Raw genomic sequence first — 15,063 nt, 5'->3', positions numbered from 1 at the left:
ATGAGCACATCTTCAGACTGGATCACCGTCGGCGCCCTGGCCGATGGCTTTGCCCCCGAAGCCTTCATCCTGCCAAACCTGGCCGACCTGGACGGCAAGACCTTCACCCTGCATTTCGCCAATGGCTGGCAGATCGAGCATCGCTTCGAGCAGGACACCCTGACCTGGAACGCCGCCGATGGGCACTCCAGCGGCACCGCGACCTACCGGGCCACATCCGTACGCCTGGGCCTGTACCTGGTGGACTTCATCAAGCGCGAAGGCAAACTGACGTCGTCGATAAGCCTTGTGCTCGATACCGCCAGCGCGTCCTTCACCGCCGTGATCGGCCGCATGCCGAGCCAGCCAGAAACCGGCGAAGGCCTCTACAGCCGGGCGCTGGCCGGCAAACCCCTGACCTCGGTACAAGCGCAGTTCATGCACGGCAGCCTCGATCGTCCCTGGCAGCCTGGCCTGTGCCCGCATGCACCGACCACCGAACTGGTGGGGCTGCGCAACCTGTATCGCTACAGTCCGAGCGAAGTCTACGAACACATCTACCTCAATGATCAGTTCTACTCGTGGCAGTGCCTCAAGGGTGTTGAACAAGGCCTGTGCGACACCGACCGCTGCGACACCTACAAGATCGCCGATCAGCTGTACCTGTTCGTCTGGCGAGAAAAGATCATCCCGACCCTCGGGCTGGTGCTGATCGACCTGCAGCAGCATCGCAGCGACGGCAAGATCTTCGGCTACGCCGGGGCTTCGTTCGATGAGTTCTCCAATTTCCCGGTCAGTTCGTACTGCCAGGTGCTCAACCAGACGGAGTATCCCGATGCCTGAATTACGCACCGTCGTGATCACGGGTGCCGGCACCGGTATTGGCGCAGCCTGCGCCCGCCTGTATGCCGCCGAAGGCGCCAACCTGGTGCTGATCGGTCGACGCCGCGAGCCCCTGGAAGCACTCGCCGAGGACATCGGCGGCCTGGTGCTGGTGGGCGACGCGGCCTGTCCGAACACCTGGGACGGCTTCGTCGAGCAGATTCGCACGCGCTATGGCCGACTCGACGTGCTGCTGGCCTGTGCCGGCGGCTTGGGCATGGGCAGCGCCACCGAGACCCCGCCATCGACCTGGGAAGCGGCCCTGCGCAGCAATCTCGACAGCGCCTTCTACAGCGCCCGGGCGTGCCTGCCCATGCTGCAGGAAAGTGCCGGCAACATTGTGCTGATCGCCTCCATTGCTTCCTTGGCGGCAGGCCCGCACGTGTGCGGCTACACCACCGCCAAACATGCGCTGCTGGGCCTAAACCGCTCCCTGGCAAGGGATTACGGGCCTCACGGCGTACGGGTCAATGCGATCTGCCCAGGCTGGGTCCGCACGCCCATGGCCGATGAAGAAATGCAGGCATTGATGCAGTTCCATGGCGAAACGCTGCAGCAGGCGTATGACCGGGTCTGCGCCGACGTGCCGTTGCGCAGGCCGGCCAGCGCCGAAGAAATCGCTAACGTCTGCCGTTTCCTGGCCTCGCCCGAAGCGTCGATCATCACCGGGGCGACGCTGGTGGCGGATGGCGGCTCCAGCATTGTCGACGTACCGACACTGGCCTTCAGCCGGATGGAGGCCAGCGATGCCTGAGGATCTGGATTTCAGCGGCCAGACCGTGCTGGTCACGGGCGGCGCCCAGGGCATTGGCCGGGCCATCGTTGAAGCGTTTGCCCTGCGCGGGGCCCACGTGGTCATCGCCGACCTGGGCCTGGCGCGCGCCGAGGCGGTGGCCAAAGAATTGACCGCCGGAGGCTGTCAGGTGCAAGCGGTGGGGGTTGACCTGGCCGACGCAACGGCGGTCTTCGGGATCATGGCCGAGCTGGAACAGCGCTTGGGGAGGCTGGATATCCTGGTGCACAACGCCGGCTATTTTCCGCTGACACCGTTCGCCGAGATCACCCCAGCGATACTTGAACGAACGCTGGCGGTGAACCTGTCGGCGCTGTTCTGGCTGACCCAGGCGGCGTTGCCGATGTTCCGGCGCCAGGGCCATGGCTGCGTGCTGGTGACCTCCTCGGTCACCGGCCCGCGGGTGGCGTATCCGGGGCTCAGCCACTACGCGGCCTCGAAGGCCGGGGTCAATGGTTTCATTCGCAACGCCGCGCTGGAACTGGCGGCCGAAAATATCCGCGTCAATGGCGTCGAGCCGGGCATGATTGCAACACCGGCCATGGCGAATCTTGGCGACGAGGAGGTCAACCAGGACATCGCCCGCCGGGTACCGCTGGGTCGATTGGGCCAACCGAGCGACATCGCTGGCGCCATGCTGTTCCTGGCGTCGAGCCTGGCCAGTTATGTGACCGGGCAGACCTTGGTGGTCGATGGGGGTTCGACTTTGCCGGAGGTTTGAACCTGTATGGGGGTGAGTCAGCTTGCGGTGAGGGTGGATGTACCACCGTCATCGCGAGCAAGCTCGCTCCCACAGTTTTTCCGAGTCGTTCAAGGCATCCGCGACCACCACAGATCCCCTGTGGGAGCGAGCTTGCTCGCGATAGCGGTCGTCCCGCCAGAGACGACCTTGTTCAAGCCACCCCCTGCCCCACCTGCAAACGGCTGGAACGAAACTCCTTGGGCGACAACTCGAACTGCTTCTTGAACGAACGGCTGAAATGCGCCGAATCGGTAAAGCCCCATTTGTAGGCAATCGAGGTGATGGACTCGTCCCGCAGGAACGGATTGGTCAGGTCATCAGCGCTGCGCTTGAGCCGGGCCCGCTGGATGTAGCGGCAAACGCTGTCATCCTGCTCTTCGAACAACCGATACAGATGCCGCACCGAAATATTCAGCCGATTGGCCAGGCCCACCGGGCTAAGGCCAGGCTGGGTCAGTGATTCGTCGATGACTTTCTGCACGTAGCTGCGCAAGTGACTACCCTGCAACGCCACCCCTTCGTCACGGCCATCGCTACCCTGTTCCAGTGCCGAGCCCAACAGCGAAACGAAGGCACTCTGCAAGGCTTCACCCTCTCCCGTCGCGCCCTCGCCGTCCGGTGTGTCCCTGCATAGCTGGTCCATCAACACATGCAGCATCCGCCCACACGCCTTGCTGGACGACACCTTGCCGAAGGTCTTGGTTTCCCCGCCCAGTTGCCGCGACACATCCTGGCGAGACAAGGACAGCACCGCGTGCTCGATCAGGCCGAACGGGGTGATTTCAAGCGCCCCAACGGAATCCATCAACAACAATTCACCGGGCGCCAACTGGATGCTCCGACCGTTCTGGGTAATGCGGCAGTAGCCACTGCGCTGGCTGACCAGAAGGCAATCCTGGTCATCATCGTGATCGGCGTTGGGCGAGTGACGTTTGATGTTACCGGCGTTGGTGCGCAGGTTCGCGAGGGCAAGGCCACCACGATGGAAGTTCGACACTTCACCGATGAACAGCGAACGATTGAAGGCCAGCTCGGTATCGAAATGACCGCAAGTCGCCCGCAGATCCCGGTTCCAGGTGTCCAGACCGTCCTGCCCAACCTGTTGCATGCTCATGGCATTCTCCGCAGTGGCTTATTGTTTTTGTACGGCAATAGTTAACATGTTATCTATATGCGCGCAACAAGTACCTTATCGCCAGAGCAGTAGCAGGAATGATGCCAGGGTGGAACAAAGGAATCAGAGCGTTGCCAACACCCGCTGCAGGCCGCTCAAGGTCGCCAGCAAGACGGTGCGCTGCTCCCGGATCAACGGGATATAGCGACGAAAGGCCGGCATGCGATTCACCACTTCGCTACCGCCCATGTGCTCCAGGCGCACGCACCACTGGCGTCCCTGCAGATCGATGCGCAGCCGTTTGAAATCCAGCGGCATGAGCGCCTGGTACAGCACAGGATCCTGCTCAACGGCCGCCTGCAACCGGGCCGCCAGGTCACTGTGCCCGTCCCGCTGCCGGCAACGAATGCCGCTACGCCGAACGGCCCCGCCGTGGTGCAGTTCCAGGCGCGCCGTGCCCTCTCGGGAGGCAGGCACGCGCAGGACGAACTCGGTCATCACCATGTGCATCAACAGCTGCGACTCGGTGCGTTCGACAATCTCCAACTGCAAGCTGCCGTCTTCGGTGGCTGCCGTCGCCGTAGCCGGGCCCGCCACCTCGAATCGCGCCAACGCCAGGTTGCGCCGCAGGTGTTCCAGGGTCACCCCGGGCCGATAACCGGCCGGGGCGCGCTGGGCGCTGAACAATTCAGACAGTTTTTGCAGCAGGGTCGACAAACTCGTGCGCAGGTTGCCCTGGCTCATGGGAGAACTCCTTGGCCAACACGTCTTCTACCGACGCTGGCTTGAATGGATTGACCTTCTGTACCACCAGGGTCCAGAACAAGGCGTACGCTGCGGTGCAACCGAGCATCACCGCGAAGGGCACGTAGATGTCTGCCGGATTCATGCCGGGCGGTGTGATGAACCACATGCCCAGCACAATGCCGACACTGGACAGGATCTGTGGCAACGGGAACCACGGCGAGCGATAGGCCCGCGGCAGATCGGGGCGACGAATCCGCAGGCTGACCACCGACACGGTCACCAGCAGGTAGGCAAAACTCCAGGCGCACACCGCCGCCAGCACCAGGTGCATGATGTTGTCGGTATTGCCACCCAGCCACAGCGCATGCAGGCACGGAATCAGCATCGCCACCAGGATGCACAGCAATGGCGTCTTGAAGCGCGGATGCAGATAGGTGAAGACTTTCGGCAACGCACCGTCCACCGCCATGCCGTAGAGAATCCGCGGCACGCCGGCCATCAGGGTGTTGATGGTCGCCGCACCGGCAAACAGAAAACCGATGCCCAGCCACATCGGGCCGATATCACCCATGACCTGTTCGGCGAAGCGTGGAATTGCCATGGGGGTGTCCAGCAGATGCACGCCGCTGGTGGCATCGAGCAGCACGTTTTCCACCTGGCGCTTCATCGCGGCACCGTAGATGAACATGCAGGTGGCGACGCTGAACAAGCCCAGCATCATGGCCCGGGGCATGGTCCGGGCGGACTGGCGCAGGTCCGGTGCCAGCGGCGTGACGAATTCGCAGCCGACAAACATGAACATGGCCATGCCCACCAGCGACAGCACCGTGACCAGATCGGTGCCCACCACGGACGCGCCAAACCAGCCCTCCAGTTCCACCGCAGGTGCGGCGATCAGGCCCAGCACGCCGAACACCATCAGGGTGGTCCACATGCCGAACGTCAGGATGATTTCGGCCCGGCCAAAGGCACTGACACCGAACGCATTGAGTACACCAAACACCACCACGAACCCCACGCCCAGCAACCAGGAGCCGCCTGCCGATTCGGCCAGGGTGTTGAGGTGTTCGAAGTTCACCAGGGCCATGACCCCGGCCAGGATGGTCTCGGCGGTGCCGGCGAACACATGGACAATCAGATAGGCCGACAACGTCCCGGTAATCGCGAAGAAACGGCCCATGCCACAGTTGATGTAGTCATAGACCGAGCCGGTGGTCGGGAGAATCGACGCTGCCTCGGCAAACGTCGTCGCCTGGGCCAGCATCATTACCACGGCGATCAGCATCGCCACGGCAAAGGCGCTGCCGCCGATGCCAAAGCCCATGGTCGCGGTGAGAATCACGGGGCTTGCCATGATCAGGCCAATGGTGCTGGCCAACGCGGTGGGAAAGCCCACCGAACCCCGGTTCAAGTGCTCGGTGAGCCTGTCATTGATCGACATGGTGCAAGGTCCTCGAAAGCGTATTTTTAGTATGGATGCCACAGCCGTCCAGGAACCGGCGATCATGCCTTCCCCAACCAGTCCCTGATCGAAACGGCGTTGCGTGCAGCATTACTCTGCGCCGCCCCGCCCCAGGCGTCTTGCCCATGTCTGCCGCCGGTTTTGTTGCTGCCTGCCAACACCGCCGCGCTGGCGGCCTGAGTCAACTCCATGGCAGGCAGGTGAAAGACTTCCCCGGGTACCACTCCCCTTAATGCGCGCTCTACTGTCCTATAACACTGGGGAATCCACCATGGAGCACACACGCCGTACACCTTTGCTGCGCAACGCCATCGGCCTGGGCATTGCCCTGCTGGTCGCCGATTCATCGGCCCAGGCCTATGAGCTTTACACCGACGAAGACACCACCGTCACCGGCAACTTCCTGGCGGTCTACGGGCTGTTCAACAGCCGCAAGAACTACGACGGCACCGCCGGCGGTTCGAGCTGGCGCGAAGGTTTCATCAAGTATGGCCTGAGTATCGACCAGACACTCGGCGGCCTGGGCAGTGTCTACGGGACGGCCAACCTGGTCAGCTCCGGCACTTGGGGCGATGGCGACGCAGCCGGCTTGAGCGACGGCTCCGAACGCACCACCAAGTTCGATGAAGCCTTTGCCGGCTGGCGTTCGGGGGATCTGTTCCCGGCACTGGGCAAGGACGGTGTCGACCTGTCCTACGGCCGCCAGGTGATCACCCTGGGCGACGGTTTCATCATCAACGACGATGGCCTGAACCTGGGCAAAGGCGTGGCCGATGGCGAGCTCAACCGTGGCGGCGCCTATTACCTGGCGGCCCGGCATGCCTTCGACAAAACCGCTGTAGTGCGCCTGGGCGGCAAGGAAGGCGTGCATGGCAGCCTGATATGGATCAAGTCCGACAACCGCGCCCAGGCCAACACCGAGATGGCCGCCAGCACCCTGGAATACACCGCCGCGCCTGGCACCCTGGGGCTGACCTACATCCACGGCATCAATGTCGATGACCGCTACGCCAGCGACTTCCAGAAACAGCGCGAAGGCATGGACATCTACAGCCTGCGCGGCGCCGGGAATGCTGGCATCGAGAATGCCCACTTCTCCTTCGAGTATGCCTGGCAGGACAAGGACGCGGGCCCGGAGAAAGCCTGGTACACCGAAGCCGGCTACACCTTCGCCGACTTGCCCTGGACGCCGGACCTGACCTATCGCTACAGCCGCTATTCCAAGGACTGGGACTCGATGTTCAACGGGCAGAACCGCGGCTATGGCACCTGGTTCCAGGGTGAAGTGGCGGGCAACTATGCCGGCCCGTTCAACAGCAACACCGCCATCCAGCACGTAGGACTCAAGCTCAAGCCGGCGGAAACCGTGACCATCGGCGCACTGTTCTTCGACTACCAGACCCTGCATACCCGTGACGCGCTGAACCTTGATGCGCAGGAGCTGGACCTGTACGTGGAATGGGCGGTGAATGAACACCTGATCGTCACGCCGCTGGTGGGCCTGTACAAGCCCGAGAAGGATGCGGACAGCGGCGGCAATCAGGTCGGAGGCAACGGCACCAACGTCTACAGTCAGTTGGTGGTGGCGGTTCCGTTCTAGACGACCGACCGTAGGAGCTGCCGAAGGCTCGGGCCGCGTTCGGACGATCTTTTGATCTTTCGCTTTAGATGCAAGTGTCTTTGGAAAGATCGCAGCCTCGTTGCACTCGACAGCTCCTACGCAGCTCCACGGGATTGCGATTGCCTTGCTTATTTGTGTTGATGCAACATGGTCTGGATCTGATGAGTCGCCTGCCGGGTGCTCTGTGCCAGCTTGCGCACTTCATCGGCCACCACCGAGAAACCGCGCCCGACATCTCCGGCCCTGGCCGCCTCAATCGCGGCGTTCAAGGCGAGCAGATTGGTCTGGTCGGCAATGCCCTTGATCACCCCCACCACCGTGGCAATCTGGGCGTAGGTCACCTGGTTCTGTTCGAGCATGCGCTGTTGGGTGGACTGGGCCGAGCGCTCATCGCTGATATCACGCACCGCACCAATGACTCGCACCAGTTGCCCATGTGAGTCACGCACCGCCCGACCGCGTTCGCGGCACCAGATGTAATCCCGGGTCTTGTGGCGCATCCGGTATTCGAAGACGTATTCACCGCTGCCCTGGGAGCCAAGGATTTCCCGGTCGAAAATGGCCATGATCTTGGGCAAGTCGTCCGGGTGGGTGATGCCGACCTGGGCATCCCAGCCATCGGGCAAATCATCCGGCCCATACCCCAGCAGCGAACGGAACTGACTGGAAAAGCGCATGCCACTGGCCGGGTGCTGGAGGTCACCGTTGACGACCGTGATATCCCAGCAGCCTTCTGTCAGGGTCGACTGCAGCAACTCCCAGATCTGTGCATCCTGGCGTTGTTGCTGCAGCTGCTGGCTCAGTTCATCCAAGCGAATTTCAAGCACCTGCTCGCGCTCAAGGGTTTGCTCCAATTGCTGGCGAACCCTGTGCAACTCACGCTCGCTGTGCTGCCATTGCAGGGTTCGCGCCTGTACTTGTGCATCGACCTGATGCAGATGTGCAGTCGCGCTCGCCATCTGTCGTGCATGCTGATCAAGGACGGTGCGCAGTTGCGGATACGCGTCGAGCTGCGGCGTGTCCTCCGTTTCGCCGGTCAGCACGCGTTGCACTTGTGCAGTCAACGCCAGTTTCTGTTTGTTGGTCTGGAGAAACATCGCCCGCCCCTATGCCATCAAGTCGAAACCCGGATCTGATCGCAAACCGGCCAGGCTGGCTTGTCCCTGCCTGCACGGGGCCTTGCTCCTGGCTGCCAACCACCCAGGTTGGCAGCCACAGACATACGGCGCGGCAGGCACAGTCAAGCTGGACGGTCCTGCCGGGATTACCCTCGGGGCTTTCCCTATTCGTGATCAGGAAACCCTCATGAGCGATATTGCCCTGCTGCCTCAGGTCCAAGCCTTCCTCGGTAGACATCACGCCCTGTTCATCGACGGTGGCTACGTCGAAAGCCAGAGCAACCAGACACTGGACGTCGTCAACCCCGCCACCGGCCAAGTCATCGCCCAGGTCAGCGACGCCACTCCCGGCGACATTGATGCGGCGGTGGAGTCGTCCCGCCGCGGCTTCAAGCAGTGGTCCCAAACGGCACCCGCAGTCCGCGGCCATGTGCTGCTCAAGTTGGCAGACTTGCTGGAACGCAACCGCGAAGAGCTGGCGCAGATCGAGACCTGCCAGTCGGGGAAGATCATCCACATCTCCCGGGCCTTCGAAGTCGACCAGGCCGCCCATTTCCTGCGTTACTACGCTGGCTGGGCGACCAAGATCAACGGCGAGACGATCACCCCATCACTGCCCTCCTTCGCTGGCGAACGCTACACCGCATTCACCTTGCGCGAACCAGTCGGAGTGGTGGTCGGTATCGTGCCGTGGAATTTTTCCACCATGATCGCCATCTGGAAACTGGCCTCAGCCCTGGTGACCGGTTGCAGCATCATCATCAAGCCCAGCGAGTTCACCCCGCTGACCATCCTGCGCATCGCTGAACTGGCCATCGAGGCCGGCCTTCCAGCCGGTGCCCTGAATGTGTTGACCGGCGGCGGACAGGTGGGCAAAGGGCTGATCGAACATCCGGGCACCAACAAGGTCTCGTTCACAGGTTCCGTGCCCACCGGCCTGGCGGTGGGCCAAGCGGCCATGGGCGCCGGGTTGACCCGTGCAACCTTGGAACTGGGCGGGAAGAATGCGGCGGGGTTCCTGCGTGATATCGATCCCGAGATAGCGGTCAACGGCATCATCGAGGCGGGCTTTCTGCATTCGGGACAGATCTGCGCTGCAGCGGAACGGTTCTTTGTCCATCGCTCGCAGATCGAGACGATCATGGACAAACTGGCCCAGCGCCTGAGCAAACTCAGCATCGGCTCGCCTCTGGACGAACGCACCGAATTCGGCCCCGTGACCAACCGCCAGCACCAACAAAAACTCGCAGAATTCTTCGCCAAGGCCCGCGCACAGAACAACACCATCGTCCACGGCGGCAAGCTGATCGATGGACCGGGTTGCTATGTGGAACCGACCATCATCCTCGCCAATCGCCGCGACGACAGCCTGCTCAACGAAGAAACCTTCGGCCCGATCGCCACGTTCTTTCCTTACGACAGTGAAGAGGAACTGCTGGAGCTGATGAACGACACCCCCTACGGCCTGAGCGCCAGCCTCTGGACCAACGATCTGGGCAAAGCCCTGCGCATGGTCCCCGCCATCGAAGCCGGCACGGTCTGGGTGAACATGCACACCCTGCTCGACCCGGCGGTGCCTTTTGGCGGCAGTAAATCTTCAGGGGTAGGCCGTGAATTCGGCAGTGCATTCATTGATGACTACACCGAACTGAAGTCGGTGATGATCCGCTACTGACCTTCAAGGGCTCTGGGACAACCCCAGAGCCCTACCCAGCAAAAATCCCCTTGTGGGAGCGAGCTTGCTCGCGATAACGGACTATCAGCCAACCATGATGCTGGAGCTGGCACCGCCATCGCGAGCAAGCTCGCTCCCACGGTTTCACCGCCGGCAGGCGTTGACCGGTGGGACTCGGCCGCGCCAGGGTTGGGCGCGTTCAAGTTGAGCGGCCAAGGCCAGCAAGGTGCTTTCCTCGCCAAAGCGACCGGCAAAATGCGCTCCCATCGGCAGGCCATTGGCGCTCCAGGACAACGGCACTGACATCGCCGGCTGACCGCTGGCGTTGAACAACGCAGTGAACGGCGCATAGCTGTGGTAGCGCTCAAGCAGTTGATCCAGGCTCATGCACACATCCTGCAGATCCAGTTCGCCAATCGGCACCGGTCCACGGGTCAGGACCGGGGTCAGGATCACGTCGTAATCCTGCATGAACACCGCCAACTGCCGGCCGAGGGCATGAATCCATTCCACCGCCGCGACATATTGGGCGCCGCTGACGTTGCCCTTGTCCCGCAAGATGATCCGGGTACGCACCTCCAGTTCTTCCGCCTGCACGGCGAACCCACGCATCTGGCCCAGCAAATCGACATAGCGACGGGTGCTTGCACCAATAATACTGAACACGTGGTCGAGAAACTCCAGCAACCCCACCGGCAGGCTCACCGGTTCGACACGGTGCCCCAAGGACTCGCACAGCCGCGCGGCCTCGCCCACCGCCTGAAGGCTCTGGGGTGACGTAGGCCAGGGCTCGAGTTGCTCGACCAGGGCAATGCGCAGCGGCTTGGGATCAGCCTGCACCGCCATCACATACGGCAACGCCTGGATCGGCGCGGCGTACGGCGCGCCCAGGTCCATTCCGGCGGTGGCATCCAGCAGCGCCGCACTGTCGCGCACCGACACAGTGATCGCATGAGGCGTGCCCATCCCGGCCCAGCCCTCGCCCATTATCGGCCCCGACGGCATCAGGCCACGGCTGGGCTTGAACCCGAACACGCCACAGCAAGACGCCGGCACGCGCAATGAACCGCCACCGTCGTTGCCGTGGGCAAACGGCACCACGCGGGCCGCCACCAGTGCCGCCGCACCACCGCTGGAGCCACCGGCGCTGTGGTCAGTGCTCCAGGGGTTGCGGGTGGCGCCGAAGCGCACGGATTCGGTGGTGTACGAGGTGCCGAACTCCGGAGAAGTACTGGTGCCCATCACCTGGCACCCGGCACGCCGCAACCGCGCCACGACTTCCGATTCAAAATCCGCACGACAGTCGCCCAGCGCCCGCGAACCGTTAGTCATCGCCGCGCCATCGACCGGTGAAAACAGGTCTTTGATCAAGGTCGGCACGCCGGCCAGCAGGCCTTGTCCGGCTTGAGGCTTGCGCGCCGCCTCCCGGGCCGAATCGTACAAGCGCTCGGCCACCGCATTGAGCTGCGGCTCGACCCGCTCCAGGCGCTCGATGGCCGTCTCCAGCAGTTCGCCGGGCTGAACCTCGCCACGCCTGACCCACTCGGCCAGCGCCGTGGCATCTTCAGTGTCCATCAAGTGGTGGATGTCTTGCATACCCATGTCTCAGGTTCCTTATGTCATGACGATTGATGTGATCGGAGAGTGCTTGCCTGCCCCTGGCCCCGTGCTCGCAGGCCGGCAACGACCCAGAGCAGCGCCAAGGCGAGACTGGCCAGGGCCAGCCACTGGATGGCGTGACGCAGGTCACCGGCGAAGACAACCACCGAGGCCACCACCAGCGGACTGACGAACTGGCCGATATACAGGCACGAGGTAAACCCGCCCAAACCGCGGCCACGGGTGCTTGCGGTCAAGGCATTCATCACTGGCGCCATCACATTGGGTACCAGTAGCCCGGCCCCCAGGCCCTGGATGAACACCGCCACCAGCACGGCGTTGTAGCTCTGCCCGCGCATCAGCAGCCACAGTCCCAGGCCCATCAGGCCGAGCAACAGCGCGTTGCAACCAGCGATGCCGAAGCGACGACGCAGCAACGGCCACATCAGCGAACCGCCCAAGGTCGCCAACAGGCTCAATCCCGCGGCCAGGCCGATCATCGTGCTGGAGGTGATACCCAGGCTGACCAATAGCATCGGCGCCTGGATCGGCATGATGAACGTCAGGACCATGCCGCCCAGGATCATCAGGTAGCCAACCAACAGCTGCAGCACGGCGACCTTGGCCGGTCCCGGCTCATCGATGCGCTGCTCGACCCTCTGTAGCTTCGCCACCGGCGGTTCCCACAGCACTTTCATCATTGCCGGCACCAGCAGCAATGGCAGCAAATACAGGAAGAACGGCGTGCGCCACGAATGCTCGCCGAGCACCCCGCCCACCACGAAAAACAGCGCCCCCACCAGGCCGATGGTCACCACCTGCCGGTTGACGTAGCGCAACCGCTCATCGCCCTGCCAATAGTCCGCGATCAAGGTGGCGCAGCAGGTCATCACTGCCGCCTCCGTGCAACCGAACAACAGCCGCACACCGACAATCGACGGCAGGCTATCGAGCAACGCCGGCAACGCGCCGAGCAAGGCGTAGAGCACCGTGGCGATCACCAGCAAGGCCTTGCGCCCGACGCGGTCGGCCAACCAGCCAGCCAACGGTGCGCACACGGCAATCGCCAAGGCCGGGCCGGTAATCGCCAACGGCACCAATAGATCGGCGCGCGATTCCATGGGCCCAAATTCGGCGCCCAACCTGGGCAGGATGGGCGTGACCATCACCGCCCCCATGATCGTCAGGCTGCTGCCCAGCATCAGCACCAGCCCTTCACGCCAACTGGCCTGGCGGGACGGGGTGGCCGCCGTTGAAACGGAATTTGATTGGTTCATGGCGAGCCCCTTTTAGAAACTTTGAGAAATACGCAGCGCCGCGGTGTAGCCCTCGGCGCGGTTCCGCGCATCGAGCTCCTTGTAGACGTGCAGCCACACCGGAGGTATGCCGGGCTTGAAGTAGCTCACTGCCGGCCCGACCGCCAACACCCGGGCGCGATTGCCCGCTTCCAGGCCCGGCGCATCGTCATCGGTGAATTGCCGGTAGTAATAGCCGCCCACACCCACGGTCCACGGGCCAACGTGTTGACCCACGGCGAATTCGTGGCGGTACTCGACGCCATTCTTGTAGTCGGTGGCGTGGTTGCGGGTGTTGATGTCGGCTTCGAAACTGGAAGACACCTCGAAACCGCTGTCGGAGATGTAGGTGGCGTTGAGGATCGGCGAGAAGGTCCAGTGGTTGACGCCCGGCGAGATCAAGCGATTCTTGTCGTAGTCGCCTGTGGGGGCCTGGATCTGGAACTGGGCATTGACGAACAGGTTCGGCGAAAGGGTCCATTGCAGGATCACCGGCAGCACCTGGATATCAGCCATGCGAAACGGATCGGCCGCAAGGTCCAGCGGGCCGACAGGCGTCTGCACCTGTACCGAGGCATCAATCTGGAAAAACGGCACGACAGCGCCGAAGCCATATTTGGCGCCCAGCACGGTGTAATCGGTCATGCGCATGTAGGCGGCGGCGATGGACAACAAATCCAGGGATAAATTGTTGTCCACGGACTTGCCGTGGCGATCTTTCTGCACGTTGGCCGAATAGAACGCGGTGCGCAGGCCGACGGTGCCAAAGGGCGTGGCCGGCGGCATCATGCCCGCACCGAAATCGTAGACCCCGACCGCCGTGGTCGGCGCGCCGTTTTCGGTGCCATGGGCAGCGCCACAAACAGCAATCAACCCCAGGCTTAACCAGGTACCGCGCAAGACGTTGGTTTTATAATTTTTTTGATACATCGAATGCCCCTCCAACCAAGTGGTGTTGGGGTCATCCTAGGGAGCCGGCCGGTCAGCCGTTATCCGTTTTCAGCACAGATGCGTGCGACGCAGGGTTTGTGAAGGGGTCTCGCCGAACAGCACCCGATAGTCGCTGGAAAACCGGCTCAAATGCCAGAAGCCCCAGCGTGCCGCCACCTCCTGTACACCCCGGGCATGGCCGCCGCTGCGCAGTTCACGACGCACGGCATTGAGGCGCAACGCCCGCAAATAGGCCACGGGATTGATGCCCAACGTCTCCTGGAAGCAATACTGCAGTTTTCGTCGGCTGGCACCGATGTGGTTGCACAGGTCGAGGATCGACAGCGGCTCATCAACATGGGTCAAGGCGTACTCCCGGGCGCGGTCGACCATGCGCTTGCGTGCCGTGGGGGGGAGCGGCGGTGCCTCATCCGGTGCCACCAGTTCCAGTATGTGCAGCATCACCGTGTCACGCAGGCCACGGCGAATCGATTCGTAACCCAGCAATGAATCACGCCCCTGCCTGCCGCCTTCAAGTTCATCGAACAACGCCGCAAGCTCGGCTGGCAGCGTCGAGTTGCCCAGACGGTAACACTTGGGAAGATCGGTAATTCGAAAGCGACTGCGCTGTCGTTCCAGCACATGCTCCAACGCCTGCTCTTCGATGGCGACACTGAGCAGATCGAGATGCTGGGGCGTGCGCAGCTCGGGCAGGTTCTGGCCACGGGCGACCATCAGGCTGGGCTCGATGATCGGGTGCCCGGAGCAAAAGACCGGCCCATCGGCACTCAGTGGCACGCTGAAGGTGATGGCACCCTCCCAGGCCATGCCTTGCTTGGCCAGTGCCTGATTAGAGCGGTCGCGCACCAGTTGCATCCAGTCCGAACGGAACTCGACCAACTCGCCTTCGAAGCGCCCGGGGGTCAACTGGTCATAGCAAACCTGCCAGCCGCCCATGTTGCGGGCGTGCTCATCGATGTCTGCGGTACGGAACCGATTGATCGGCAGCGGCAGCAACAGGTCCGACGAGATCGCTGGCTGCGCCATGTTGGAGTTGTTCATTGACCCGACCTTTGAGGATTCCAGGGCTTACAGGTCAAAGGTCA

At 62.7% G+C, this 15,063-nt stretch carries 12 protein-coding genes and 2 pseudogenes; 5 read left to right on the top strand and 9 right to left on the bottom strand.

Features of this window, described 5'->3' with window-relative positions; translation table 11 throughout:
- The 3 genes from KGA89_RS14695 to KGA89_RS14685 are packed head-to-tail and all read left to right on the top strand — an operon-like array spanning position 1 to position 2,375.
- Positions 1-822 carry a molybdenum cofactor biosynthesis F family protein gene (locus KGA89_RS14695; RefSeq protein WP_223471919.1) on the top strand — a complete coding sequence of 274 codons (822 nt, stop codon included), beginning with the start codon at positions 1-3 and terminating at the stop codon, positions 820-822.
- Positions 815-1,615 carry an SDR family NAD(P)-dependent oxidoreductase gene (locus KGA89_RS14690; protein ID WP_223471918.1) on the top strand — a complete coding sequence of 267 codons (801 nt, stop codon included), beginning with the start codon at positions 815-817 and terminating at the stop codon, positions 1,613-1,615. The genes KGA89_RS14695 and KGA89_RS14690 overlap by 8 nt, the downstream gene beginning before the upstream one ends.
- The gene (locus tag KGA89_RS14685) at positions 1,608-2,375 is read left to right on the top strand and encodes an SDR family oxidoreductase (protein WP_100264333.1); all 768 of its coding nucleotides are present in this window, start codon (positions 1,608-1,610) and stop codon (positions 2,373-2,375) included. The genes KGA89_RS14690 and KGA89_RS14685 overlap by 8 nt, the downstream gene beginning before the upstream one ends.
- A gap of 172 nt (positions 2,376-2,547) precedes the next feature.
- Here the strand turns inward: KGA89_RS14685 and feaR are convergent, their stop codons facing one another.
- The 3 genes from feaR to KGA89_RS14670 all read right to left on the bottom strand — a co-directional run bounded on the left by feaR (position 2,548) and on the right by KGA89_RS14670 (position 5,698).
- The gene (gene feaR, locus KGA89_RS14680; RefSeq protein WP_003201588.1) at positions 2,548-3,510 is read right to left on the bottom strand and encodes a transcriptional regulator FeaR; all 963 of its coding nucleotides are present in this window, start codon (positions 3,508-3,510) and stop codon (positions 2,548-2,550) included.
- Between the two features lie 123 nt (positions 3,511-3,633).
- Positions 3,634-4,254, bottom strand: a complete 621-nt coding sequence (locus tag KGA89_RS14675; protein ID WP_223471917.1) for a DUF3156 family protein — start codon at positions 4,252-4,254, stop codon at positions 3,634-3,636.
- Positions 4,199-5,698 (bottom strand): APC family permease, encoded by a 1,500-nt coding sequence (locus KGA89_RS14670; RefSeq protein ID WP_223471916.1) that lies wholly within the window; start codon positions 5,696-5,698, stop codon positions 4,199-4,201. Before KGA89_RS14670 ends, KGA89_RS14675 begins: the two co-directional genes overlap by 56 nt.
- A gap of 292 nt (positions 5,699-5,990) precedes the next feature.
- On the opposite strand from KGA89_RS14670, the gene KGA89_RS14665 reads away from it, so the two are divergent.
- Positions 5,991-7,319 (top strand): alginate export family protein, encoded by a 1,329-nt coding sequence (locus KGA89_RS14665; protein WP_223471915.1) that lies wholly within the window; start codon positions 5,991-5,993, stop codon positions 7,317-7,319.
- 158 nt (positions 7,320-7,477) lie between these two features.
- Here the strand turns inward: KGA89_RS14665 and KGA89_RS30835 are convergent.
- Together KGA89_RS30835 and KGA89_RS30830 are read right to left on the bottom strand one after the other, a co-directional pair.
- Positions 7,478-7,747: pseudogene (locus tag KGA89_RS30835) on the bottom strand (methyl-accepting chemotaxis protein); the annotation flags it as partial.
- Positions 7,727-8,017 (bottom strand): annotated as a pseudogene (locus tag KGA89_RS30830) (PAS domain-containing protein); the annotation flags it as partial. The pseudogenes KGA89_RS30830 and KGA89_RS30835, both read right to left, overlap by 21 nt.
- 628 nt (positions 8,018-8,645) lie before the next feature.
- Between KGA89_RS30830 and KGA89_RS14655 the strand changes: the two are divergent.
- The gene (locus KGA89_RS14655; RefSeq protein WP_223471914.1) at positions 8,646-10,133 is read left to right on the top strand and encodes an aldehyde dehydrogenase family protein; all 1,488 of its coding nucleotides are present in this window, start codon (positions 8,646-8,648) and stop codon (positions 10,131-10,133) included.
- Positions 10,134-10,277: 144 nt separating this feature from the next.
- Here the strand turns inward: KGA89_RS14655 and KGA89_RS14650 are convergent, their stop codons facing one another.
- The 4 genes from KGA89_RS14650 to KGA89_RS14635 all read right to left on the bottom strand — a co-directional run bounded on the left by KGA89_RS14650 (position 10,278) and on the right by KGA89_RS14635 (position 15,019).
- Positions 10,278-11,735, bottom strand: a complete 1,458-nt coding sequence (locus KGA89_RS14650; protein WP_223471913.1) for an amidase — start codon at positions 11,733-11,735, stop codon at positions 10,278-10,280.
- A 17-nt stretch (positions 11,736-11,752) separates the two neighbouring features.
- Positions 11,753-13,009: an MFS transporter gene (locus KGA89_RS14645; protein WP_223471912.1), complete on the bottom strand. Its 1,257-nt coding sequence runs from the start codon at positions 13,007-13,009 to the stop codon at positions 11,753-11,755.
- Positions 13,010-13,021: 12 nt separating this feature from the next.
- Positions 13,022-13,957: a transporter gene (locus KGA89_RS14640; RefSeq protein ID WP_223471911.1), complete on the bottom strand. Its 936-nt coding sequence runs from the start codon at positions 13,955-13,957 to the stop codon at positions 13,022-13,024.
- 69 nt (positions 13,958-14,026) lie between these two features.
- Positions 14,027-15,019 carry a helix-turn-helix domain-containing protein gene (locus tag KGA89_RS14635; protein ID WP_223471910.1) on the bottom strand — a complete coding sequence of 331 codons (993 nt, stop codon included), beginning with the start codon at positions 15,017-15,019 and terminating at the stop codon, positions 14,027-14,029.
- Between the last annotated feature and the right edge of the window lie 44 nt (positions 15,020-15,063).

This window comes from Pseudomonas sp. A-RE-22 (assembly GCF_019956035.1).
GTDB classification, from domain to species: Bacteria; Pseudomonadota; Gammaproteobacteria; order Pseudomonadales; family Pseudomonadaceae; genus Aquipseudomonas; species Aquipseudomonas brassicacearum.
Note: the sequence above shows the minus strand (reverse complement) of the source record. Positions and strands in the feature narration are given on the sequence as shown.